Origin of the sequence: Shewanella benthica KT99, from assembly GCF_000172075.1 — a bacterium.
In the GTDB taxonomy this organism is placed as follows: domain Bacteria; phylum Pseudomonadota; class Gammaproteobacteria; order Enterobacterales; family Shewanellaceae; genus Shewanella; species Shewanella benthica_A.
Map to the genome: position 1 here is coordinate 1 of NZ_ABIC01000032.1, position 22,656 is coordinate 22,656.

The 22,656-nt window shown below is 45.2% G+C and carries 18 protein-coding genes and 3 pseudogenes; 14 read left to right on the forward strand and 7 right to left on the reverse strand.

What is annotated here, in order from left to right; all coding sequences use genetic code 11:
- Nucleotides 1–200, forward strand: a 200-nt coding sequence (locus tag KT99_RS14000) for a Na+/H+ antiporter NhaC family protein (RefSeq protein ID WP_005501221.1), incomplete at its 5' end; no start/stop codon positions are given.
- A 144-nt stretch (nucleotides 201–344) separates the two neighbouring features.
- Here the strand turns inward: KT99_RS14000 and upp are convergent.
- Nucleotides 345–971 carry a uracil phosphoribosyltransferase gene (upp, locus tag KT99_RS14005; protein WP_005501223.1) on the reverse strand — a complete coding sequence of 209 codons (627 nt, stop codon included), beginning with the start codon at nucleotides 969–971 and terminating at the stop codon, nucleotides 345–347.
- Between the two features lie 211 nt (nucleotides 972–1,182).
- Here upp and purM point away from each other — a divergent pair, with 211 nt between their 5' ends.
- From purM to KT99_RS14030, 5 genes and pseudogenes are all read left to right on the forward strand, one after another.
- Nucleotides 1,183–2,220: a phosphoribosylformylglycinamidine cyclo-ligase gene (gene purM / locus KT99_RS14010; protein WP_005501225.1), complete on the forward strand. Its 1,038-nt coding sequence runs from the start codon at nucleotides 1,183–1,185 to the stop codon at nucleotides 2,218–2,220.
- The gene (purN, locus tag KT99_RS14015; RefSeq protein ID WP_005501226.1) at nucleotides 2,220–2,864 is read left to right on the forward strand and encodes a phosphoribosylglycinamide formyltransferase; all 645 of its coding nucleotides are present in this window, start codon (nucleotides 2,220–2,222) and stop codon (nucleotides 2,862–2,864) included. The genes purM and purN overlap by 1 nt, the downstream gene beginning before the upstream one ends.
- Nucleotides 2,865–3,401: 537 nt before the next feature.
- The gene (locus tag KT99_RS14020) at nucleotides 3,402–4,949 is read left to right on the forward strand and encodes a GlyGly-CTERM sorting domain-containing protein (RefSeq protein WP_040572023.1); all 1,548 of its coding nucleotides are present in this window, start codon (nucleotides 3,402–3,404) and stop codon (nucleotides 4,947–4,949) included.
- A gap of 185 nt (nucleotides 4,950–5,134) precedes the next feature.
- On the forward strand, nucleotides 5,135–5,881 hold the full coding sequence (locus KT99_RS14025) for an HAD-IIA family hydrolase (protein ID WP_005501228.1): 747 nt from the start codon (nucleotides 5,135–5,137) through the stop codon (nucleotides 5,879–5,881).
- 215 nt (nucleotides 5,882–6,096) lie between these two features.
- Nucleotides 6,097–6,901 (forward strand): annotated as a pseudogene (locus KT99_RS14030) (peptidase M28); the annotation flags it as partial.
- A 7-nt stretch (nucleotides 6,902–6,908) separates the two neighbouring features.
- Here KT99_RS14030 and KT99_RS14035 read toward each other — a convergent pair.
- On the reverse strand, nucleotides 6,909–7,892 hold the full coding sequence (locus KT99_RS14035; RefSeq protein WP_005501230.1) for an IS30 family transposase: 984 nt from the start codon (nucleotides 7,890–7,892) through the stop codon (nucleotides 6,909–6,911).
- Nucleotides 7,893–7,988: 96 nt separating this feature from the next.
- Here KT99_RS14035 and KT99_RS14040 point away from each other — a divergent pair.
- Nucleotides 7,989–8,879 (forward strand): annotated as a pseudogene (locus KT99_RS14040) (M28 family metallopeptidase); the annotation flags it as partial.
- 426 nt (nucleotides 8,880–9,305) lie between these two features.
- Entirely contained in the window at nucleotides 9,306–10,982 is a 1,677-nt protein-coding gene (asnB, locus tag KT99_RS14045) for an asparagine synthase B (protein ID WP_005501233.1), read from the forward strand.
- A 395-nt stretch (nucleotides 10,983–11,377) separates the two neighbouring features.
- Here the strand turns inward: asnB and KT99_RS14050 are convergent, their stop codons facing one another.
- Nucleotides 11,378–12,085 carry a DUF445 family protein gene (locus KT99_RS14050; RefSeq protein ID WP_005501234.1) on the reverse strand — a complete coding sequence of 236 codons (708 nt, stop codon included), beginning with the start codon at nucleotides 12,083–12,085 and terminating at the stop codon, nucleotides 11,378–11,380.
- A 205-nt stretch (nucleotides 12,086–12,290) separates the two neighbouring features.
- Entirely contained in the window at nucleotides 12,291–12,683 is a 393-nt protein-coding gene (locus KT99_RS14055) for a GNAT family N-acetyltransferase (protein WP_005501236.1), read from the reverse strand.
- A 451-nt stretch (nucleotides 12,684–13,134) separates the two neighbouring features.
- On the opposite strand from KT99_RS14055, the gene KT99_RS14060 reads away from it, so the two are divergent.
- The 4 genes from KT99_RS14060 (at nucleotide 13,135) to KT99_RS14075 (ending at nucleotide 17,791) form a co-directional block, all read left to right on the forward strand.
- A complete protein-coding gene (locus tag KT99_RS14060; protein ID WP_005501238.1) occupies nucleotides 13,135–16,188 on the forward strand; it encodes a DUF748 domain-containing protein in 3,054 nt (1,017 codons plus the stop codon).
- Nucleotides 16,189–16,257: 69 nt separating this feature from the next.
- The gene (locus KT99_RS14065) at nucleotides 16,258–16,614 is read left to right on the forward strand and encodes a glutathione S-transferase N-terminal domain-containing protein (protein WP_005501239.1); all 357 of its coding nucleotides are present in this window, start codon (nucleotides 16,258–16,260) and stop codon (nucleotides 16,612–16,614) included.
- Between the two features lie 302 nt (nucleotides 16,615–16,916).
- Nucleotides 16,917–17,372: a hypothetical protein gene (locus KT99_RS14070; protein WP_005501242.1), complete on the forward strand. Its 456-nt coding sequence runs from the start codon at nucleotides 16,917–16,919 to the stop codon at nucleotides 17,370–17,372.
- A 224-nt stretch (nucleotides 17,373–17,596) separates the two neighbouring features.
- Entirely contained in the window at nucleotides 17,597–17,791 is a 195-nt protein-coding gene (locus KT99_RS14075; RefSeq protein ID WP_005501243.1) for a DUF2986 domain-containing protein, read from the forward strand.
- Between the two features lie 212 nt (nucleotides 17,792–18,003).
- On the opposite strand, the gene KT99_RS14080 is transcribed toward KT99_RS14075, so the two are convergent.
- Together KT99_RS14080 and KT99_RS22955 are read right to left on the reverse strand one after the other, a co-directional pair.
- On the reverse strand, nucleotides 18,004–19,524 hold the full coding sequence (locus KT99_RS14080; RefSeq protein ID WP_005501251.1) for an MATE family efflux transporter: 1,521 nt from the start codon (nucleotides 19,522–19,524) through the stop codon (nucleotides 18,004–18,006).
- 58 nt (nucleotides 19,525–19,582) lie between these two features.
- Nucleotides 19,583–19,720 (reverse strand): annotated as a pseudogene (locus KT99_RS22955) (ion transporter); the annotation flags it as partial.
- 183 nt (nucleotides 19,721–19,903) lie between these two features.
- Here KT99_RS22955 and KT99_RS14085 point away from each other — a divergent pair.
- Complete coding sequence (locus KT99_RS14085; RefSeq protein ID WP_086017598.1) at nucleotides 19,904–20,368, forward strand: L,D-transpeptidase family protein; 465 nt, start codon at nucleotides 19,904–19,906, stop codon at nucleotides 20,366–20,368.
- A gap of 30 nt (nucleotides 20,369–20,398) precedes the next feature.
- Nucleotides 20,399–20,992, forward strand: a complete 594-nt coding sequence (locus KT99_RS14090) for a VOC family protein (RefSeq protein ID WP_005501255.1) — start codon at nucleotides 20,399–20,401, stop codon at nucleotides 20,990–20,992.
- Nucleotides 20,993–21,841: 849 nt separating this feature from the next.
- Here the strand turns inward: KT99_RS14090 and KT99_RS14095 are convergent.
- Nucleotides 21,842–22,606 carry a phosphocholine cytidylyltransferase family protein gene (locus KT99_RS14095; protein ID WP_005501257.1) on the reverse strand — a complete coding sequence of 255 codons (765 nt, stop codon included), beginning with the start codon at nucleotides 22,604–22,606 and terminating at the stop codon, nucleotides 21,842–21,844.
- Nucleotides 22,607–22,656: the final 50 nt, after the last annotated feature.

A 22,656-nucleotide genomic window follows, 5' to 3' on the forward strand; every position in this document is an offset into this window, starting at 1 on the left:
CCGCCACCATTGCACTTGTTGGCACTGCGGCAGCCCTAGGAGATGCCGGTTCACCCGCCTCGGACTCGACCTTAGGTCCGACGGCAGGCTTAAACGCCGATGGACAGCACGACCACATCAAAGATAGTGTGATCCCGACATTTATTCACTACAACATCCCATTGCTGGTGTTTGGCTGGATAGCGGCCATGGTGCTATAAGAACAGGTTCGAGGTTCGAGCACTTATTCGACATGAAAATTGGAAAATAAAAAAAGGAGCCATTCGGCTCCTTTTTCTCTTTATAAACTCGCGATATAAACTAGCAATTAGCTTAATTTAAGTTTATGCAACAGTGCTAAGCGACTACTTAGTTCCGAAGATCTTATCCCCCGCATCACCAAGACCAGGAAGAATGTATCCCTGCTCGTTCAGACAATCATCGATAGCAGCGGTGTAAAGCTCCACATCAGGATGCGCCTTCGCTAATGCAGCAACCCCTTCAGGTGCAGCAACCAAAACCAGAGCTTTAATCGCAGTACAGCCACGGTCTTTTAACAAATCGATAGTTGAGATCATTGAGCCACCCGTCGCAAGCATAGGGTCGACGACCAAGGCAATACGTGAAGGCATATCACTGGCGAGCTTTTCAAAGTAAGTGACGGGTTTTAGTGTCTTTTCATCGCGGTATATACCGACAACTGAGATACGCGCACTGGGGATATTCTCCAGAACACCATCCATCATACCAAGGCCGGCACGAAGAATTGGTACAACCGTCACCTTCTTGCCTTTGATCTGTTCCACTTCAACCGGACCATTCCAACCTTCGATAGTGACCGTTTCGGTATCAAAATCAGCAGTCGCTTCGTAGGTCAGTAGGCTACCCACTTCCGCTGCTAACTCACGGAAACGTTTAGTACTAATATCAGCTTCACGCATTAAGCCTATTTTATGACGAACTAGTGGGTGTTTAACCTCGACAACTTTCATTTTTTCTCCTAATTTTTAGCATTGATACAAGCAAATTAACGAGATTTTAGTTTATTTGTCCGCAATGGAAAACATAAAGTTTTAAAAACTCGATAAATCGTGAGCTATGTCCGCTATAAATAGCCAAATCTTCACTTTCGAGGCCTGTCACAAACTGGTAGAATAGCGCCGCATAAAATCCAATAATCATTCTGTACCCGAGAGGATCTTCGTGAGCACTCCTACACAGCTTAGCTATAAAGATGCAGGTGTCGATATCGACGCCGGAAATGCACTAGTTGATAATATTAAATCTGCCGTGAAACGTACCCACCGTCCAGAAGTTATGGGCAATTTGGGTGGGTTCGGCGCTCTTTGTGAGCTGCCGACTAAGTACAAACACCCAGTGCTTGTTTCTGGTACCGATGGTGTTGGCACCAAGTTAAGATTAGCCATCGATTATAAGAAGCACGACACAGTCGGTATAGACCTGGTCGCCATGTGCTCTAACGATTTAATCGTTTCCGGCGCCGAGCCACTCTTCTTCCTCGATTACTATGCAACAGGCAAACTTGATGTTGATGCCGCAACTGCAGTCATTAAAGGTATTGCCGAAGGCTGTGTACAGTCGGGCTGTGCACTTATCGGTGGTGAAACCGCCGAGATGCCAGGCATGTATGAAGGCGATGATTATGATCTAGCCGGCTTCTGTGTCGGTGTGGTAGAGAAAGCTGACATCATCGACGGCACTAAAGTCGTTGCCGGTGATTCGCTTATCGCACTAGCGTCAAGCGGTCCTCACTCAAACGGATTCTCATTGATCCGTAAGGTACTCGAAATCAGCAAGGTTAACCCTGAAGATGATTTCGAAGGCAAGCCACTGATTGACCACCTGCTTGAGCCGACAAAAATCTATGTGAAGTCGCTGCTTAAGTTACTCGAACAAACTGAAGTTCACGCTATGGCGCATATTACTGGAGGCGGATTCTGGGAAAACATCCCCCGCGCCCTTCCTGATGACTGTAAAGCGGTTGTTAAAGGTGATTCATGGCAGTGGCCAAGCATCTTCAACTGGTTGATGAAAAACGGTAACATTGCCGAATTTGAGATGTACCGTACATTCAACTGTGGCGTAGGAATGGTTGTCGCGCTACCGTCTGAGAAAGTAGAGGCTGCACTGGAGCTGCTTAACGCCGAAGGCGAGCAAGCTTGGCTTATCGGTGATATTGCTAAGCGCAATGGCGACGAAGAGCAAGTGGAGATCCTGTAATGTCCTCAAACTGTCGCGTTTTAGTATTAATCTCAGGCAATGGCAGCAACTTGCAGGCGATCATCGATGATTGTGATGATCACCTCGAAGCTGAAATCGTCGGAGTGATCAGTAACAAGCCCGATGCTTACGGTCTTATCCGTGCTCACCAAAGCGAGATTGACACTAGTTGTGTGATGGTTCGAAAGGATGAAGCAAGATCTGCATATGATGCTCGTTTAAAGCTTGCCATAGACAGATATCAGCCAGATCTGATTGTCTTAGCCGGCTTTATGCGCATATTAAGTGATGAATTGGTACAAGGATTCGAAGGCCGCATGATCAACATTCACCCTTCTCTCCTCCCTAAGTACACAGGACTTAATACCCATCAGCGAGCTATCGATGCCAAAGACACCGAACATGGCACCAGCGTTCACTTCGTGACGCCTGAGCTAGACTCGGGTCCTGTCATACTGCAGGCTAAAGTGCCTGTCTATGATGAAGATACTGCCGATACCTTGGCCGAGAAAGTTCATCAGCAAGAGCATGCCATCTATCCTATGGTCGTTAAATGGTTTAGCCAGAATCGACTCGAGATGAAACAGGGTAAGGCGTTTCTCGATGGTCAAGCACTCGAAGACATGGGCTACGCTGCGGACTAATAAGCGTCCACAGGCAAGTCGATAATATAAGGGCGTTGAATTTCATTCAATGCCCTTTTTATTGGAATTGCCAAGGAGGTGTAAACCTTGGACGTCAGGACTTCATTATTGAATCGGCTGCTCGGGTCTGAAGTCAGACTCAACGCTCCTCGAACCTCACCAAGTCGATAGCCCAGTGCCGAATCATAGGGGTCGTGCTGGTTAATTTTTCCCTGTACTGCTGCAAGGCATCAGACACCGCCGTCTGGGACTATGGACAAATCCAAAAATGTATAGAAGATTAACGCCTAGTAGGAGCTGCGATTTCAAACAGCTGCATGTTTAATGCCTCTAATTCTGGTTCGAAACGTATCACTGCATAATATCTCATCCTAAAATCTAGCTCGCTGCCGACACAATTACATGCTGATTTTTTGCACAACCCCTGCCTAGCAACCAAATTGATACATCTATTGTTAGTTGTTAACTAAGTGTTGTACTTTAGCTGCTACTTAACTTATGAGTAGTATAAGTATTGTATATATCGAGGTGCTAGTTATGAAAAGATTCAACGTATCATTAATCGTAAGTGCAGTTTCTTTGGTGCTTGCCCAATCAGCTTTTGCAACTTCTTTTACTGAGGACGCTGCCCCATCTGTTGTGCAGATGTATTTGAATAGCACCTCAAATGGCAAGATTAACCGCGCGTATTCGACTCCTAGGAGCCTTAATGCTACTGCCGACTCAAGCGAGCCACTGATTACTTGTCTTGATTTCCCTTGGGGAGCATTTGAAAATGCAATAAATGATGGATGCTCTCCTGTCGATATCAATAACAAGACAATTGATGTTTTGTATTTCTATCACCCAACTTGGGCCGATGTTATGCCTTCACTTGGCGAAGCATACAAGTTTGCTCGTGACTCGGTGGAATTAGCGAACATGACCTTTGGTGCTACCTCTGAAACTAAGGTTCGATTAGTGGGTTTTGAACAGCCAACATTTGATGGTTATCGTGCTAAATACCATACTATTTTTGGTGACTTGATAACCGATGGCTGGATAGATGATATTCCTGTCGATCTCGACTTTACATATTTTAGCCCTTCCCATCTAGATGCTAATGGCGATATTGTGAGGGGATTAGATGATTTTCTTCAGGGCAGCATCTACTTAGCAGGGCACCAAGATGCTATTGATGCTGACGCTGTTCCGGCTAATGGAGCCTTACTACAACGATTAGGGGCTGATTATTATGCTTGGGGCCGTCTTCGTGAGGTTGAGTTTAATGATGGGGCTGAGTCGTCTTTGTGTGGCGCTGGTGGTGGTGAATTATCTATTTTAATGCTGGATGAAAATTCAGTGATTGATGGTTCTTGTCCAAATACATTCACTCATGAATTAGGCCATACCCTTCAAGCTGACCATGAAGAAGGCAAGACTCAGTCTTCTTATACTCGTGCCAGAGCTATGAAGTGCGATGGTAACTTCGGTGTAATGGGCTCTATTGCTTCTAGTAGCAACAATAAGCATTTCTCCAGTCCTGATATTTCTGTGAATGGAGAAGTTTGTGGGACAGAAGACAGTGCCAATAATGCTTGGTATGTTGATAAATCAACCCCGTATGTCGCAAGCGCTTCTCCTGAAATGAACATTGTCGGGATGGTTGGTTTTGCTAATCTAGATGTAACCGCTAGCGAATCTGATAATTCGGTTTCATTCTATGTCATGCGTGATGGTGATTTAACTGTCGAAACATCAGTTAAGGTCTTTATTGATGGGGCGGTAACGGGTGGTCTTCTTGAGCAAGATTTTATTCATGTTGATTTTGCATCGGGTGAAAGTGAAAAGTTAGTTTCAGTTACCATTATTGATAATACAACGACGACAGATAACGCTCAGCTTACAGCGGAACTCGTTTTGCCCGTTGAACTTAGCTTAAGTGGCAACAAGAGTAAGATGGATATTATCATTACCAATGATGATCAAGAGGTCGTTACTCCTCCTGCACCTAAGCCTGAAACGGGTGATTCTGGTGGCGGTGCATTTGGCTGGTTATCTATCTTTGGATTGGGCCTTATAGCTATCAGGCGTAAAATTAAATAAAAACACCAAGATATCTCCTCTCAACCACACCATGGAGCCTTCAGTTTTATGCAACAAGAAAATACCACTAGCTAATGCGACGCTGCTAAGCTAATTGAGTAAAAATCATTGTAATCACAGTGAATTTGGCTTTATATAGTTTGTATCACGTGAGCTAAAATTCCTTTGTATACCGAGATTGATAAATGAAAAATATTATTTGCGACATCGACGGTGTTCTACTGCACAACAATGAGCTGATCCCCGGCAGTGATACCTTTATTCATCGGGTGCTGGAACAAGGTAACCCCTTGGTTATCCTAACCAACTATCCAGTTCAGACCGGCAAAGATTTGCAAAATAGACTCGGCGCGGCGGGAATAAATGTCCCTGAAGAGTGCTTTTATACATCAGCCATGGCGACAGCAGATTTCCTCAAGCATCAAAAAGGCAACAAAGCCTACGTCATAGGCGAAGGGGCCCTCACCCACGAGCTCTACAAGGCGGGTTTTACCATCACAGATATCAACCCGGATTTTGTTATTGTCGGTGAAACCCGCTCTTATAACTGGGAGATGATCCATAAAGCGGCCCGTTTCATCGTCGAAGGCGCCCGCTTTATCGCCACCAATCCTGATACCCATGGCCCAGCTTATAGTCCGGCTTGTGGAGCCTTGTGTGCCCCAATAGAGCGGATCAGTGGCCGTATGCCTTTCTATGTCGGCAAACCTAGTTCATGGATCATACGCTCGGCACTTAACCATATTGATGGCCACTCGGATAACACCGTCATTATCGGCGATAACATGAAGACCGATATCCTGGCAGGTTTTCAGGCAGGACTGGAAACCATTCTGGTCACCAGTGGTGTGAGTAAGCTCAGCGATGTGGAGAGGGAGCCCTTCCGTCCTAATCACGTCTTCGCCTGTGCAGGTGATATCGATATCGTCTGAAGCCGATAATTTAAGGCTTTTGATTGAGGGCCTTTAGTATATTGCCTTCAATACATCTGTTAGGCTCAAGCTGGTTTTGTTAATATTATGATAAATATTAACAAACAACTTTCTCAGCATTAAAACAAAAGCCCACTTGTCAAAGTGGGCTTTTTTCATTCATGATGTGTCACACAAATTTCGTCTATAACAATAACTATAAAATAGGACAATCTATGCGATTACTGCCTCCGGTATGTGCCCTTGCGCTGCTTAGCGCTTGTAGCCAACAGCCACTCAAACCACTGTAGCAGCAGAAGTTAACACTGCCGCCAGTGGCTTAATCAATACCCCCGTCAAGTTCGATGAAGCTAGATTCAGACAAGACATCAAAACTCTTTCTTCCGATGAGTTTGAAGGCCGGGCCCCAACCACCTAAGGTGAAACACTCACCTTAAACTTCCTGACTCAGGCCTTTAAGGAGAGATGGGACTGGTTGGTGCTAATCATGGCGATTACCTGCAAGCCGTGCCGATGGTGACCTATACGGCCTCAGAGCAACAAACTATCAGCTTCGGTAGCTTGGCACTGGAACACAGAAAAGATATCGTTTTGGGTAGCCGTCATGACAATGGCGGCGTCGATATTACTAACGCGCCTCTGGTCTTCGTCGGCTATGGCATCAATGCGCCTGAATACGACTGGAATGACTACCAAGACATAGACATAGACATGCATGGCAAGGTTGCGATTATTTTAGTCAATGACCCCGGATTTGCTTTACCCGACTCAGGTAAGTTTAACGGTAAGGCGATGACCTACTACGGCCGCTGGGACTATAAGTTCAGTGAGGCAAGTAAGCAGGGGGCTTTAGCTGCCATCATTATTCACGATACCGCCCCGGCATCTTACCCCTGGTCCGTGGTAGAGAACAGCTGGACAAGTCCTCAGCAAGATCTGCTGGTCGACAAGGCTGAGCAAGATAAGCATGTAGAAGTTGAAGGCTGGATCACCCTAAATGTGGCAACCAAGGTCTTTGATGCTGGATTCAAGTAATAAGTGCAACACCCTGTCCCATATAGACCTCAAATGGAGTGAGGCCACCTAATACTTTTCTTGGCGTGAAATTAAGTAGCAAGATCCTTCTTTCAATTTCATCATCTGTCAGTTTGCCCATATCGAATTTTTTTGGCCAAAAACGCCTGATCCGACCATTGGTATTCTCATTGGTTCCTCGTTGCCAACTGGCATAAGGCTTGGCAAAGTACATATCTGCACCTGTTGCCTTTGACACTCGAACGTGACCTGCAAATTCACCGCCATTATCTAACGTCACTGTCTTTACCGTGTGAGCGGTTTTCAGCAGAGCAATCATTGCATCGCCAACTTCTTCTTTCGTTTTGCTAAATACACGTTTGGCTAGCGTAAAGCGGCTTGTGCGATCGACGAGTGTCACAAGGTGGGCACTCTGCCCGTGTACTGTGTCTCCTTCCCAATCACCTAATCGCGTCCGCGCATCCACAATATCAGGCCGCTCTGTAATATCGACTCGATCATGAATTAGCCTAACTCCCGCTTTTTTATTACGTTTCCCACCCTTCCACCGTGTTTTACCAAACCTGGGCAGCTGACGGTACAGGTGACCACCTTGCAACCTATTCTCTTCAATACGTCGGTAGATCGTCGTATGGCTAAGCGTCTCTGTGACTTTACTTTCAACCGTCATTCGCAGACTAACAGTCTCTGGAGACCAGCCTAAAATGACGGAGCCACGGATGATGTCATCTGTGTGGCTATGACGTTTGTTCGCTTTAAAGGATGTTCGTTTCCGTATATCACTCAGCGGGTGAGCCTCAGCACCTGAGTATCCATTAGGGGGTGAATTTCTATTCAGCTCCCGACTAACAGTGCTGTAATGTACCCCGATCTCTTTGGCAATGCCTCTCAGTCCCATCCCTGTTTTACGAAGGGCTGAAATCTGGTATCGTGGCTCTTGAGTTAGCTGTCGGTACTGTTCGTTGAGTTTATTCATAACGGACTTAATTTTTGTGTGAGAGCTTAGATTGTGCCTTCAGCTGGCTCACTATTCAAATTTCAGCCTGTTGCACTTATTGTATTACTCCAGCATAAGTCAGGCTTGAGCTTAGCAGATATTATGCAAAGGGTGGCCAACGGCCCAATGAATATCCCTTTGAAACAGAAGGCTAAGATTCAATTTTCCAACACGGCCAGCTATGCCAACAGTTATAATGTGGTCGCCACCCTTGTGGGAAAAGATCGACCCGATGAGCAAATATTATTTACCGCACATTGGGATCATATTGGCAAAGATGAGAGTAAAGATGGCGATCAAATTCACAACGGTGCCCTCGATAACGCCTCCGGCACCGCAGGTATACTCGAAATAGCACGCCAGTTTGCCAATCAAGCCCAGTTGGGTCAGCCACTTTCTCACTCCGTTACCTTCATCGCCACCACAGGCGAGGAGCAAGGTCTGCTGGGATCGCGTTTCTATGCAGCCAATCCCATTTACCCCATCGATAAATCCGTGGCCGTATTCAACTTAGACAGTACCAACATATACGGCCGCACCTCGGATTACACTATCGTCGGCAAAGGAAAGTCTGAATTAGAAAATTACCTTGTAGACGCATTGAAATCACAAAACCGTGTGGCTAAAGGCGAGAGTCGACCAAAATCTGGCGGTTTCTTCCGCTCAGACCATTTCAGTTTCGCTAAGCTCGGCATTCCGGCGGTATTCGCCGGCGGTGGCAATGAGCCCATCGATGAGGCAACGGCCCAGTACAAGGTAATGATGAAGGAAAAAATGAAGGGCTGTTACCACAATACCTGTGATGAATACCGGGAAGATTAGGATCTTAGCGGTGCCTTACAAGACTTGGCCATCTATTTCAGTGCAGCAGAAACCTTGGCCAACAGCCAAGATTGGCCTGGATACTTTGCCGGAACTGAGTTTCACTCTCTTCGAGGAGCAAGCACTAAGGCCATAAGTGAATAAGCCAGGTTAACCTGAAATTAGCCTTCACATTGATGCTTCACTTAGTCTCTCTATGTCATGATTTTTTATTCATGATGCTTTAAGAATGGCTCCCTCTTTCAGGGGGCCATTTTATTACGTGTCTCTATGCCTGTTTTAACGAGGAAAAAAACAACAGTTAACTCAGATACAGAGTAAAATGACATTAAGCAATTTCCACTGATAAAAAATCAATTTCAGCCACCCAGCACATAGCAAAAATCAATTATCTTCAATAAAAATCGACATGCATTGAATAAACATCATTTTATTGGCGAAATATATGAGTTAACAAGCCAAATAACCGCGCTTTACCTAATGTTTAATCAATTTTTAATTTGGCAAAAGCGTTAATTACTGGCACAGTAATACCCATTGAGATTTAAAGCGATTTGTAGGAGCTAGAATATGTGTTCAATTTTTGCCATTTTAGATATTAAGTCAGACGCAACACAGCTGCGACAGGTCGCGCTAGAAATGTCGAAGTTGATGCGTCACCGTGGACCGGATTGGTCAGGGATCTACAGCTGCGACAAAGCCGTACTCGCTCATGAACGTCTTGCCATCGTCGATATTGATAACGGTGCCCAGCCTCTGCTTAGTCGCGATGGCAAGATTATTCTTACGGTCAACGGTGAGATCTATAACCACAAAGAGCTCAAGGCCGAGCTCGGCGATAAATACGCTTATCAGACTAACTCGGACTGTGAAGTGATCCTATCTCTATATCAAGAGTATGGTGTCGACTTCCTCGATAAGCTAAACGGCATATTTGCCTTCGTGCTCTACGATAAGACTAAAGACCTGTATCTGATTGGCCGAGATCACATGGGTATCATTCCTCTATACACAGGCCTAGACGCTGAAGGTAACTTCTACATCGCCTCAGAAATGAAAGCCTTGATGCCTGTGTGTAAGACCGTCGATGTATTTAAGCCGGGCCACTATTTATGTAACCAGGCGAGCGCCACTGACGACGGTTATGTGCAATATTATCAACGTGAATGGCGTGATTTTGCGGCCGTGCAAGATAACCCAGCCAGTATCGATGAAATAAGAGAAGCACTCGAAGCCGCGGTTAAACGTCAGCTTATGTCTGATGTACCTTATGGTGTACTGCTCTCGGGCGGACTCGATTCATCGATTATCTCGGCAATCACGCAAACTTTTGCTAAACGCCGTATCGAAGATGATGGCGAGAGCGATGCATGGTGGCCACAGCTTCACTCTTTTGCCGTGGGTCTTGAAGGTGCCCCTGATTTGATTGCGGCAAAAAAAGTTGCCGAGGCCATAGGCACAATCCACCATGAGATCATCTTTACCTTCCAGGATGGTATCGATGCGATTAAAGATGTGATTTATCATCTGGAAAGCTATGATATCACTACCATTCGTGCCGCTACGCCTATGTATCTTATGGCGAGAAAAATTAAAGCCATGGGCATTAAGATGGTGCTATCGGGCGAAGGTGCAGATGAACTATTCGGTGGCTACTTATACTTCCATAAGGCCCCTAATGCACAGGCCTTCCATGAAGAATTAGTGCGTAAACTGGACAAACTGTTCATGTTCGATTGTCTGCGTGCCAACAAGTCGATGGCAGCCTGGGGACTCGAGGCACGCGTGCCCTTCCTGGATAAAGAATTTATGGATGTGGCGATGCGCATAAATCCGCAAGCCAAGATGTCTAAAGATGGTCGTATCGAGAAGCATATTCTGCGTCAGGCTTTCGAGCACAAATTACCCAAAGAAGTGACATGGCGTCAGAAGGAACAGTTCAGTGATGGTGTCGGTTACTCATGGATCGATGGTTTAAAGGAGCTGGCAGCCGAGAAAGTGGATGACCTTCAACTGGCTAATGCCAAGTTTAGATTCCCCTATAACACACCAGACACCAAAGAAGGTTACTACTACCGCTGTTTCTTTGAAGCGCTATTTCCACTAGAGACTGCCGCGAAAACCGTTCCAGGTGGCAAGTCTGTGGCTTGCTCTACTCCGGAAGCGCTTGCTTGGGATAAGAGCCTTCGGGATGTCATTGACCCATCGGGCCGAGCAGTACAATCGGTTCACGCTAGCGCCTATTAATACCAATTCCATTAAATGTATGAACTATTCAGAACTTTCTCAGGGCTTTAAATTCAAGGCGCATTGTTGACGAAATGGTTATTCCCTTTTGAGACAATGCAACGCAGAAGTTGAAGTCCTGAGAAGCTCACGTAGTGCGGGTTTAAAAACACTTTATGCTGCGCAAGTGGCTCTCGATATAGAATAACTATTAGCTTCAATCCCCTTACTTGCCTACAGCGTTTTTAACTCCCGCTGAATGATCACTTATTTAATGGAACTGGTATAAACCACTGGTAGAAGGAAAAAAGCAGCCCGAGAGCTGCTTTTTTATGGTGCTAAATGTTTTGCCACACACATCTGCAAACCATTTTTCTGCTGGTCGCTTCGTCCCGGCATTATCGAAATGGTGATAATTACGCTTGCACAAGAGCGGCAATCAAACCAATAACACCACCAAAAACGCCGCCCCACACCACGAGCCAACCTAAGTGTTTTCTGATCATCTCTTGAATGATGTCCTTCACCAACTCAGGGGTCAACTCGTTTAATCTCTGGCTGACAATCTCATTGATCTTGGTCTTCATGTCGGCCAAGACATCGGGCTGCTCGAGCTCATTCTTAAGCAAGGTATAAAACTCTTCACTCTGAGTTATCTCGACCAATGAAGCCTTCATCTTCTCGATAAATGGCTCTTTTAATGGAGTCATGGCGTCTGTACCACCAACCATGGCCAACATACCACCAAAAGATGACTGCTCAACTGTAGTCACCAGGGCATCGAATGCCGGCGTCATATCGACCTTCTCGATAACCGGTTGCAAATTAATAGGAGATGCGCTGCCACCCTGATCTGACAAGAAGCGATCGATATTTTCATCGGTGAAAAACTGCTTCATCATCAGATGGGATATGCCGACTTTGAACTCTTCGAAACGAGACGGAATGACGCCAGAACCATACAAGCCAGGGACTTTTTCAAATAGCATATGGATGGCAAGCCAGTTTGTCAGTGCGCCGGACAGCGCAAATAATCCTATGCTCAAGACGATAGCCGATGAAAAATAATAGCCTAATGCCAGCAAGAGGGCAGCAATTAGATTTGTGATCACACTTTTATTCAATCTGTTACTCCAAAAATTAAAACAGCTACAAAACGCCTCATAATATCATAGCCAGCTGAGTTTTCAGTAATTATGACGGTACATTGTTTCCGGCAGGGCAACAGATAACAGGACTAATAGCGGACGTACTGAGTAGAAAGGAGTAAGAACTCTATAGATGAGTCTCACAAATAGCGGACGTACAGAGTAGAAAGAAGTAAGAACTCTATAGATGAGTCTCTATAGGCACAAAATCATCGCCTGCTATCTTTTCCCGGCGCACCGCCAGCACTTGAGTCTCATCGGCGAGCTCTTTCGCTTTTTTAACCAGTTCTGTGCCTATGCCACGTTTTCTATAAGGTTCAGCCACAAACAGATCGTCAAAATACCAGAGTGGTTTAAGTAATAATGATGAAAATGAGGGGTAGAGCTGAATAAAACCGACAGGATTATCCATCAGAAAGGCAATAAATATCACAGAATCATTTTCGAGTAATCTGCTTTCGATAAATTCTTTACAGTCAGCTAATCGAGAGTCCTGACCTAAGCTTTTCCGGTACTCATCAAATAGCGGAGTTAATGACTGTAAATCTTCATTTATGGCGATTCTAATGTGCATTTTCATTCCTTGAAACAATGTCTATTTACGTGACTTACCGAGTAACGACATATTTTTGTCATTAACTTCCTTTTCAGTTACATAACATTATCACATAAGTGTAAATACGATCGACGATTTTTGTATAACATGGAATATTTATAAATGACAAGCTGAACTAACTTGGAACTTAGTCTTTAATACCGCTTGGTATTAACCCGTTAAGTCGTATTTACCCCCCACCCCTTCAGTCAACAAAGGACATTCCAATGGGCTCACCATTTAGAAATACCTATGCCTGGTCTCTCATTACAACGTCAGGTTATCCACAGAGTCAGATAAATATTGCTTCGGCTTGTCAGGATCAATAAAAAAGCAATAATTTAAAACATTTATATAACAAAGCCATCAAGTTAGCTAAAATACCTATTAACTGGAATATTCTTCGTACAACTTAGTAAATAGGCCTCAAATGTCAAAAGCATTCACTCGATTGGCAGTCAAATTTCACCATCTACCTAAGTATCAAGGATACCTGGCGATTTTGTTGACTATTTACCTTATTTTCACCGTTTTACTCGGACTCTTGCTCCCCTATGTTGCTCATAAACAATTGCCCCAAGAATTATCAGCAATGCTCAAGCGCCCGGTTATGCTTGAGGATGTCTCCATCAACCCATTCACTCTCAAGGTATCCCTGACTGGTTTTCGTGTACAAGAGAAAGATAACACTAACTTCATCGGCTTCACTAAACTGAGCTTCGAGCTGGATTTCTGGCGTTCTATTATCAACCAGGCCCTCAGTGTGGATCATGTGACTCTGGACAAACCTTATGCCTTATTGGAGCGCCTCAACGAGCCAGATTCATTCACTTTTAATTTTTCAGACATCATCCATGAACTGGTGAATCGCGAAATCAATGAGACGCTTGATAATCAGCCTGAAACACCCAACGGCCTGCCTCATATCAAGGTAAAAGATCTGTCCATCGTCAATGCTGAGCTAGTCTACACCGATAAGGTCACCAATAGCCGCCTCCACTATCCCGCCATGAGTCTTCATTTGAAAGCGTTCGACACCCTGAAAAAAATCGATAGTAATGGCAACCGCAGTAACCAATTTTCAATACGCTTTGTGGGCGAAAATGGCGGAGAAATTGCCACCCAGGGTAAGCTGCAGCTCTCGCCATTAAACATCATAGGTGAACTGCAACTCACCGCAATTCAATTACCACAATTTTGGTCATTCATTGCCGATGAGGTCCAAGCTAGACTAGAGAGCGGTCAGTTTAGTTTTAACACCCATTTCGAGATCTTAGCCCAAGCAGATCAGGCCCTTCAGTTGCTCACCCAAGATGGCCAATTCTCTTTGGAGAATATCTCCTTCGTCGATGACCAAAACCCATTGCTATCACTTCCCCTGTTGAGTTTGCATGGCATCAGTCTCAACTTGGCCGATAAACAGGTCAAGGTTGCCAGTGTGGAGACAGAGAAATTATCCCTTAACGCTAGCCTGACAACAGAGGGGCTGGATATCGTCTCCTTATTTATGCCTGTTGTCACCTCAGCCGAAGCGCAATCCCTTAAGTCGGCACAGCAAGAGACAGCTTCTTCCATACGCGAGAAAACAGGCCAAGAGTCTGAGGACAAACAAGCCGACTCAGCCTGGTCTGCGATCATTACTAGTGTGACAGTTAAAGACTACGATCTAAACTTGGTAGAGAATCGACTCACAGACAATACCCCTTGGCGAATATTTCCGTTCAACCTGAGCACTGGCGAGATACGCTCAGATCTTGAATTCCCCATAGAATACCGCTTAGATCTGGCCATCAACAACAAAGGCACATTCCAATCTTCGGGCTCGGTGGATGCCAAACAAGAGACCCTGAAAGCCGATTTCACCCTGTCTAAGTTTGATCTCCAGCAGATCCAAGCCTATCTGGCGCCCTACGTAAATATCGACCTGAAACAGGGTGAGCTCAATACCAAGGGCAGCCTCACAGTAGGCTCCAATGAAGCGCTACATTTCTCCGGCGATATTCGCGTCAACAACTTACTGGTGAAGGACAAGCTCCATAAGAAGACCTTAGTTAAGTGGCAATCCATGTCGGTTAATCGTCTGGTTTTAGATCAAGATAAGCATAAGCTATCCATAGAGAGCATCGACTTTACCAAGCCATACGGGCGCATCATCATAGCCAAAGACAAGAGCACCAATATCCAAGCTCTGCTAGTCAAAGAATCCCCCGACTCATCGAGCCATATACCTAAAAAGACAAAGGCCAAGCCTCAAACTCCCCTAGAAATTGACATAGGCCAGATACGTTTCAATCAAGGCTCGACCTTCTTCGCCGATAACTCATTGACTCCTAACTTCGCCGCCAGTATTGAACAATTAGAGGGCAGCATAGACAAGTTATCATCCACCGCTAAGCGTCCCGCCTCGGTGGACCTCAAGGGCAAGATAGATAAGTATGCCCCAGTCACACTCAAGGGGGAGCTCAACCCTCTACTGGAGATGCCCTATCTGGATCTTGCACTCAATTTCAACAGTGTTGAGCTGACATCGGTTAACCCCTATTCCGGCACCTATGCCGGTTACTATATTGATAAGGGGCAAATGTCCCTATCACTGAACTATCAACTGGAGAACAACAAGCTCAAAGGCAGTAATCACCTGGTGGTGAACCAACTGCAACTGGGCAAGCCCAGCGACAGCAGTCTGGCAACCAGCCTGCCCGTCACCTTAGCCATCGCCCTGCTGCAGGACAGACACGGAGTCATAGATCTGAGCCTAGATGTCTCTGGCGATCTGAACTCGCCGAGTTTTAGCTTTGGCAGCATAATCATGACGGCATTTACCAATGTGATCACCAAAGCCGTCACCGCTCCTTTCAGCTTACTGGTGGGCCTATTCGGCGACGACGAGCAGCTGGATAAGATAGCGTTTGGACCGGGTCTGGCGCAGATCTCAGCCGATGAGCAAGAAAAGCTGGCCACACTGGCCAAGGCGCTACTCAACCGACCAAAATTAACCCTGAGCATAGAGGGTGCAATCGATACAATGAGTGACACCCGGATCCTCAAAGAGCAGCTGTTGTACCAAAAACTGGCGGACTTAAGTCAGACTGAAGTCGAGTCTCTGCCAAGTGAGCTCTCAGCCAGTCACTTCCCTACAGAGGGCTCACTCTCTGATGCACTGATTAACCTATATGAAACTGAGATGGCCTCCAGCGCCAGTGAACTAAAACTCAGCATTGAAAGGCAACATACAGAAGGGGCAGAACTTGACCAAGAGAGACTGCAGACGCTATGGCACATAGCCTTATATAACTTCTGCCTCAACAAACAAGCTGTCGATGATGACATGTTAGGAACACTAGCGAGCGCGCGAGCGAGCGCGATAAAAATACATCTGGTCGAGGTCAATAAGATCCCGCCGTCACGTATTTTCCTGCTGAACAGCCGAATCGACATTAACCACGGGGCACAGGAAGCCTTACTGACATTAGGTGCCGATTAAACAAAGATTTAATATTGAGCAGACATGAGTTACACTCTCGCCGTTTTCAGACTTTATCAGAGGTAGCTCATGTTTGTTGTTCGTTGGCTTTTAGGCCGTATCATTCTTACTCTTAATTTTATCTTCACTCCCAAGAAACGTAAGCGTCCTGCGGATGAGCAGGCAAAAATTGATAGCGAAACTGAGTTGCTCACCCTGTATCAATACAAGGCTTGTCCATTTTGCGTGAAAGTTCGCCGCGCCATGCATCGCCAAGGCCTGAATATTGCCACCCTTGATGCTAAGCAAGATGACCACCAGCAAATTCTAGTAGCGCAAGGTGGCAAGGCTAAGGTGCCTTGTTTACGAATTGAAGAAAATGGTGAGACACGTTGGATGTATGAATCTTCGGATATCATCAGTTATCTGGACACCCGATTCGCCTAAACAATCGGTTGCATAATCTCTTAGGCAGTCATGACATCTAAGCAAGTATTCTCTGTGACTGCCTTATGTTTTCCTCCCCCCACATTCCTATCAAAATTTCTCAGCATTGGGATTATTAGCCCAAACATTGCCCTCCCTGTCGTTCACTCATATAGCGAAAGTAAAAAAGTGTATATCATGCTGCACCCTCGGCATAATTGCGCTATCCTGCCTTAACGCTTGCTCTGCGGCTTGAGTTTCCACCTTGTTTATGGGTTAATAAGTCAGCTATTCCCGCCGAGAAATCATACTAATAAGAACACATGAATCTGATGCAAAAATGCCTAATTAAAACCTTGTCTAGCTTGTTTATCTTGAGTGTTATCGCCGGATGCGCAGGTAAAAAAACCGACCCCAGTGACTTTGAAGGCAAGGTCAAAGATAGATTGAAAACAGATATACGCAGTAACGGTATCAAGTTATTCACATATAAAGCTAAGCTCGCCTCCTCAAGTGACTCTATCGACCAAATGCCCCATCAGCAAAGAGTAGAGCAAGCCAAATGGGGTAAGCGTTCTCGCTCTGGACACTACGAAGTCGATCTGACTGATTGGACCCAGCAGATAGAACTCGGCTTATCTAAGACATTAGACATGACAGGCTATTGTCGTGAGGGCTATATGGAATTAAGTCGGCTTATCGAAGTCGATCGCGGCGAAATTCGCGGCGAGTGTAACGAAGGTGCGACCCAAGCAGATAGAGACAAGTTTTCCTCTTAGCTTCGAGTCGCCTCGTTTAAGCTGTCAGGCTGCAAGCTTTAGCATCATAAAGTGAAATGAGGTCAAGCACTATTAATTGGCAAGAAATCCGTCTTTTCTAAACAAATAACATAAGTATTGATGCTGTGACTGGATTGGTGATGTAGATTAAGTTAAAATCCGCGTCCGGTTAATATCTGCCACTATATGAGTGACAGATCAGTCAAACAGTTCGGTAGAGAGCCATGAATAAAAAACAAAAGATGATCAAGCTAACGGCAAAACGTACCAAGGCTCGTAAAAATAAGCACACAGCTCCTACGATTAAGAAATATATCTCTAAGTCTGACCGAGCCAAGATGCTAGCCCAAGAGGAAGCTGAGGCCGCATTGAAAGCCACCACAGATCAGCATGACGGTGCTGCAACCCAAACTCAATAAACGGTATTCACTAACCAGATTTAATGCATTCAAGCAAAAGGGAGCCATGGCTCCCTTTTGCTTGTCTATCGATTAGCGGGCTATTTTAGCAGCCTAAGTCTAATACCATTCCATATAAGTATCTGGTCAGTTCAAATACTTACTCGGAATGGTATAACCAGCCTAAGTAGCGGCCCCTAAAATCAGACCGACTTACGCTTTAGTCACGCAGGCTAACGAGCTTTATGATCTGAGACTTTTAGTGCCTCAGTCACTTGATTACTCGCCTCACAATCTTGCTCTTCATTAATCTGTGCCATCTGAGCACATGATGATGACAGAGGATTGGGACTACTCGGGAGGAGTTCTTCTTCTAACGGGTCTATGCCCTTCACCGATGTTTCGCTACCGAGTCCGGCATCATTGAGGTAAGCCAGTTTAACTTTATCAACCAGGGCATAGGCGGTGATCACACCCAAAATACCGAAAATGACACTACCAATAACTTGTCCTATCAATACCCCTTCGACCCCTCCCCACTTAGCACCAAAATAGACGAAAGGTATGGTACCTATCGTGGCTTTCCCCACGTTTAAGAAAGTTGAGTATTTAGCCTTACCCAGATTATTAAACGAAGCATTAGCGACAAAAAGAGCCCCAGAGAACACAAAGAATATCGCAATATAAGTACAGAAGAAACGAATAAGCTCGGCACTTTCTCCCTGCATGCCGAAGACGAAGATAATCTGGTCTTGAAGTAACATGAGTATCACGGAAACACTGACCACATAAAGTATGCAAAATTGCAGCGCCTTGGTAAGACTCTCCCGCACTCGTTCAAATTCATGAGCACCAAAATTCTGACCGATAATAGGACCAACCGCACCAGACAGCGCGAATATCATCCCGAATGACACAGGGATTATACGACCTAATACGGCCCAACCCGCCACATAACCATCACCGAAATCGGCGATGGCTCGAGTCACGACGGCATTACCAATTGGCGTCGCGACATTGGTCATCATGGCTGGCCCGGCAATAGCAAAAATAGGCTTTAAATCGGCGATAAAGTTATCCAATTTAAACTGACCAAAGAGTTTGTGCTTAACGATAACGCCACGCGCAGCCACCAACATGACCGCCAACCTAGCCAGCACAGATGCCACAGCCGCGCCCTCAATCCCCATGCTCATGGCGAAGATAAAAATAGGGTCTAACACCAAATTGACACCCCCGCCAACTAAGGTCGATATCATAGACAACTTGGCGTCTCCGACGGCCCTTAGCGCCGCTCCCAGTGCCATGGCCAAACTGATAAAAGACATTGAAGGCACCAAGATATACAAATAATCGGCGGCAAGCTCGGCAGTATGGCCCTTGGCACCAACCAGAGCCAAAAGTTCAGGAATAAAGAAGGTCACCACGGCAGATACGATCACCGATATTATCAGGGTGACAATGGCGCTATTAAGCAATAACCGCTTGGCGACATCCAATTGTTTCGCGCCGAGGGAGCGTGATACTAATGCCCCAAGTGCGATGGAGAGTCCTATGCCGATTGATGTGGTAAAGAATGAAATGGTGCCGGCGTACCCCACCGCGGCGGCGAGTTCCAACTCACCTAGCAGACTTAAGAAGAAGATATCAATCAAGTCGACCACAAAGAGTGCTGAGAGCCCCACCGCCGCGGTGGAACTCATCAGCAGAATATGGCGCATGATTGGGCCTTGAACAAATTTAGCTGTGGTCATTTCTATCCTTGACTCTGCCTTACTGGTATTAAATTAACCGGATTTAACATCTTTCAATACGTCCAGACTGTAGCATAGCTCGGAGTAGAACATTGCCTTCGCTAAGATATCGTAACAAATTAAATACACGGAATATTCTAAACAATCTTAATATTCTGATAACCAGAGTAAAACTGCCACCAGGGAAGAATGATGCAGACCATTAAGGCGATATCAAACAGATACCTCAAGTCCTGTGCTTATTGGCAGATTAAGGTATTATAAGCCCACTATATTCGAATAATTGATGAGCTATTATTTTCCGATGCGGCTATTTTTTTCTGTAACGATACTGACACTTTTTGCCGGCATCTCTTTGCCGGTCTTGGCAATATCTTCGATGCAAAACTCATTATCGAGTTCAACGGTTGTGAACATAGGCAAGATAGATCTGGTCGTAGTGACAAAGTCGACTTCGACCATGGCCTTGATGCGTGACGGAAAAGTATTAAGGCGCTACCACATCGCTCTGGGAGACCGGCCACTAGGCCATAAGCTCCAAGAGGGAGATCAGAGAACTCCTGAAGGGCGTTACACCTTAGACTATAAGAAATCCGACAGTGCCTACTACCGAGCCATACACATCTCTTACCCTAACGAAGAAGATCAATTACGTGCCAGAGCCTTAGGCATTCAACCCGGCGGCCAGATAATGATCCACGGTCAGAATCCAAGGTCTTCTCTTAGCGCCGCAGAAGCGCAACAGTATAATTGGACCGATGGTTGTATCGCCATCACTAATCCGCAAATGGATGAGTTGTGGCGCGCCATAGACGAAGGGACGCCCATCGAGATCTTGCCTTAACCTACATTGCTATTGGGATCAACACTAAGCATGACAAACGCCATATCTGAGCAGGTATTAATCGATACCTGGCCAATTTTCTGTGAAAAAATAACTGTTTTCCTACAGGAACTAGGATTAGAGCAACTCAAGTTAACCTGCGACCACACAGCTTTAAGAGTCAATTCAATTGAGGCAGCCGAGACGCTGAGTGTGTATTTTCAACGCCAGGGACAAATCATTTCCAACAACATGATCAATGGCCGGCCTATCTTAATTTTCGAGCTTAATGCACCACTTATCATGGGGCAGATAAAGATTGATTGTGTGGAGCTTCCTTATCCGGGCAACACGCAATACCCAATCGAAGGCTGGGAACATATCGAACTGATATTAGATTGCACCGCCACAACTTGTGATGAACTGCAACAGCATCTATTAGACATGGCGCCGCAACTTGCACCTGTGTTATCCGGACAATCACAGATAAAGGTCAAGATGAGTTCACCTCAGGGAGAGCATGAACGTCTGGCAAATCCTACCATCGCCTTCAAGAAAGATGATATCTGTATCAAGATACATCCCCACGGGATCAAGGCAGTTATCGAGTCTGAACTCGATAAGTCCAGCCGGAAAAGTCTTTAGGCCATGTTATTCCATTAAATGTATGACCTATTCAAAGCTTTCTCAGGGCTTTAAATTCAAGGCGCATTATTGAAGAAATGGCTATTCCCTTTTGAAGCAATGCAACACAGAAGTGGAAGTCCTAAGAAGCTCACCTAGTGCGGCTGATGTTTAAATCAAAGGGGAAAACACTTTATTCTGCGCAAGTGGCTCTCGATATACGACTGCATAGTCTATTTTGTTCCATACAAAATAAGACATATCCCTGACCCATAGGGATATGGGAAATGTCTTTAAAGTGTATGGAACGCTTAAGACTATGGAGATCAGATGCAGGAGGTTGGGCGAAGCAGGATGCCAGAGCCGAGAATAACTATTCGCTTCAATCCCCCTTATAGCCACCCGGATGTGGCGAATGTCTATATTGCACGACTATATGGATATAGGAGGTAGAATAATGCAGGAGCTATTATCGAGAGTAACGCAGGAGCAGTTACCGAGGAGCAAATATAGCCCTTGCCTACAGCGTTTTTAATTCCCGCTGACTGATGACTTACTTAATAGAACGGGTATAAGAACCGTACGTGCAACTTTCATTACATACGGTTCAAGCCTCCACTAAGGCATATAACGTTACCCAGTAATATCACAAAGCGGCTGAGACAGAATTAAACCAAGTTCGAACATTAAGCATAGCTTGGTCTATTCAGATGAGAAACAGAATATTGAACCTTAGCCGCTTACTTTTTTTGTTGATTTTTTTCAGGATCGAGTAAGTGGAAGTCGTTTTTCACTAAATCGTCGTCCTCTAAAAACATTCGTCGCCAGAAGGCATGGAAAGAAAAGTCAGCTTGCAACATTCTTTCTCGTTTATCCTAACGTTTTAGTCACGCGGTGAAGAAAGATGCGTTCTGCGGTGGCAAAATCTTCTACGGTATCGATTTCGGTCCATTTCAATCCTGTGATATCCAGTACGTTGAAAATAACATTCTTAGCTATCAGACGCTCATAGCCACTTTCGTAATAATCCTGATGATTGGCTTTATCTTTCATCATCTCTTTTAACTCTGCGAATAACAGCTGCGCGGTGTCACTGCTAATTTTTTCGATACCAATGGACTCGCCCACTGCGTCGTTAGGGTTGACCTCTTTACTTGCTTGGATGACATGACCCTTGTCATCAATAATAACTTTAATCTCTTCGGCTTCAAGATTGATGTTCTTATCGACACATAAGCAAGTGTCGTGTTCAGATGCAATCAGGTTTTTAAGAATCTCAATATCGAAGACCACATCGGCATCGAATTTAATAAAGCTTGAATCTTTAACCGCTTCTTCTGTAAGCATTAAAGAATAGCCGGTATTGGTGTCAGCGTAATGTTCATTAGTAATAAAGTGCACATTTAGATCGGGGAAGTTTTGGCCCACGAAATCTTTAATGTGATGTTCTAAATAACCGAGAACAAAAACTATCTCATTAATCCCACATGCTTGAATGTGAGAGACCATCATCTCTAAGATGGTTTTATCGCCAATTTTCAACAGACTCTTCGGGCAGTTATCTGTTAAAGGACGGATCCTTGAACCAACGCCCGCGGCTAAGATAATAGCTTTAATATTGTTTGTCTTTTTCATCTGTTACTGTAAACCTTGTCTCTGTGACATGCGCTGGTTTCAGCGCATGT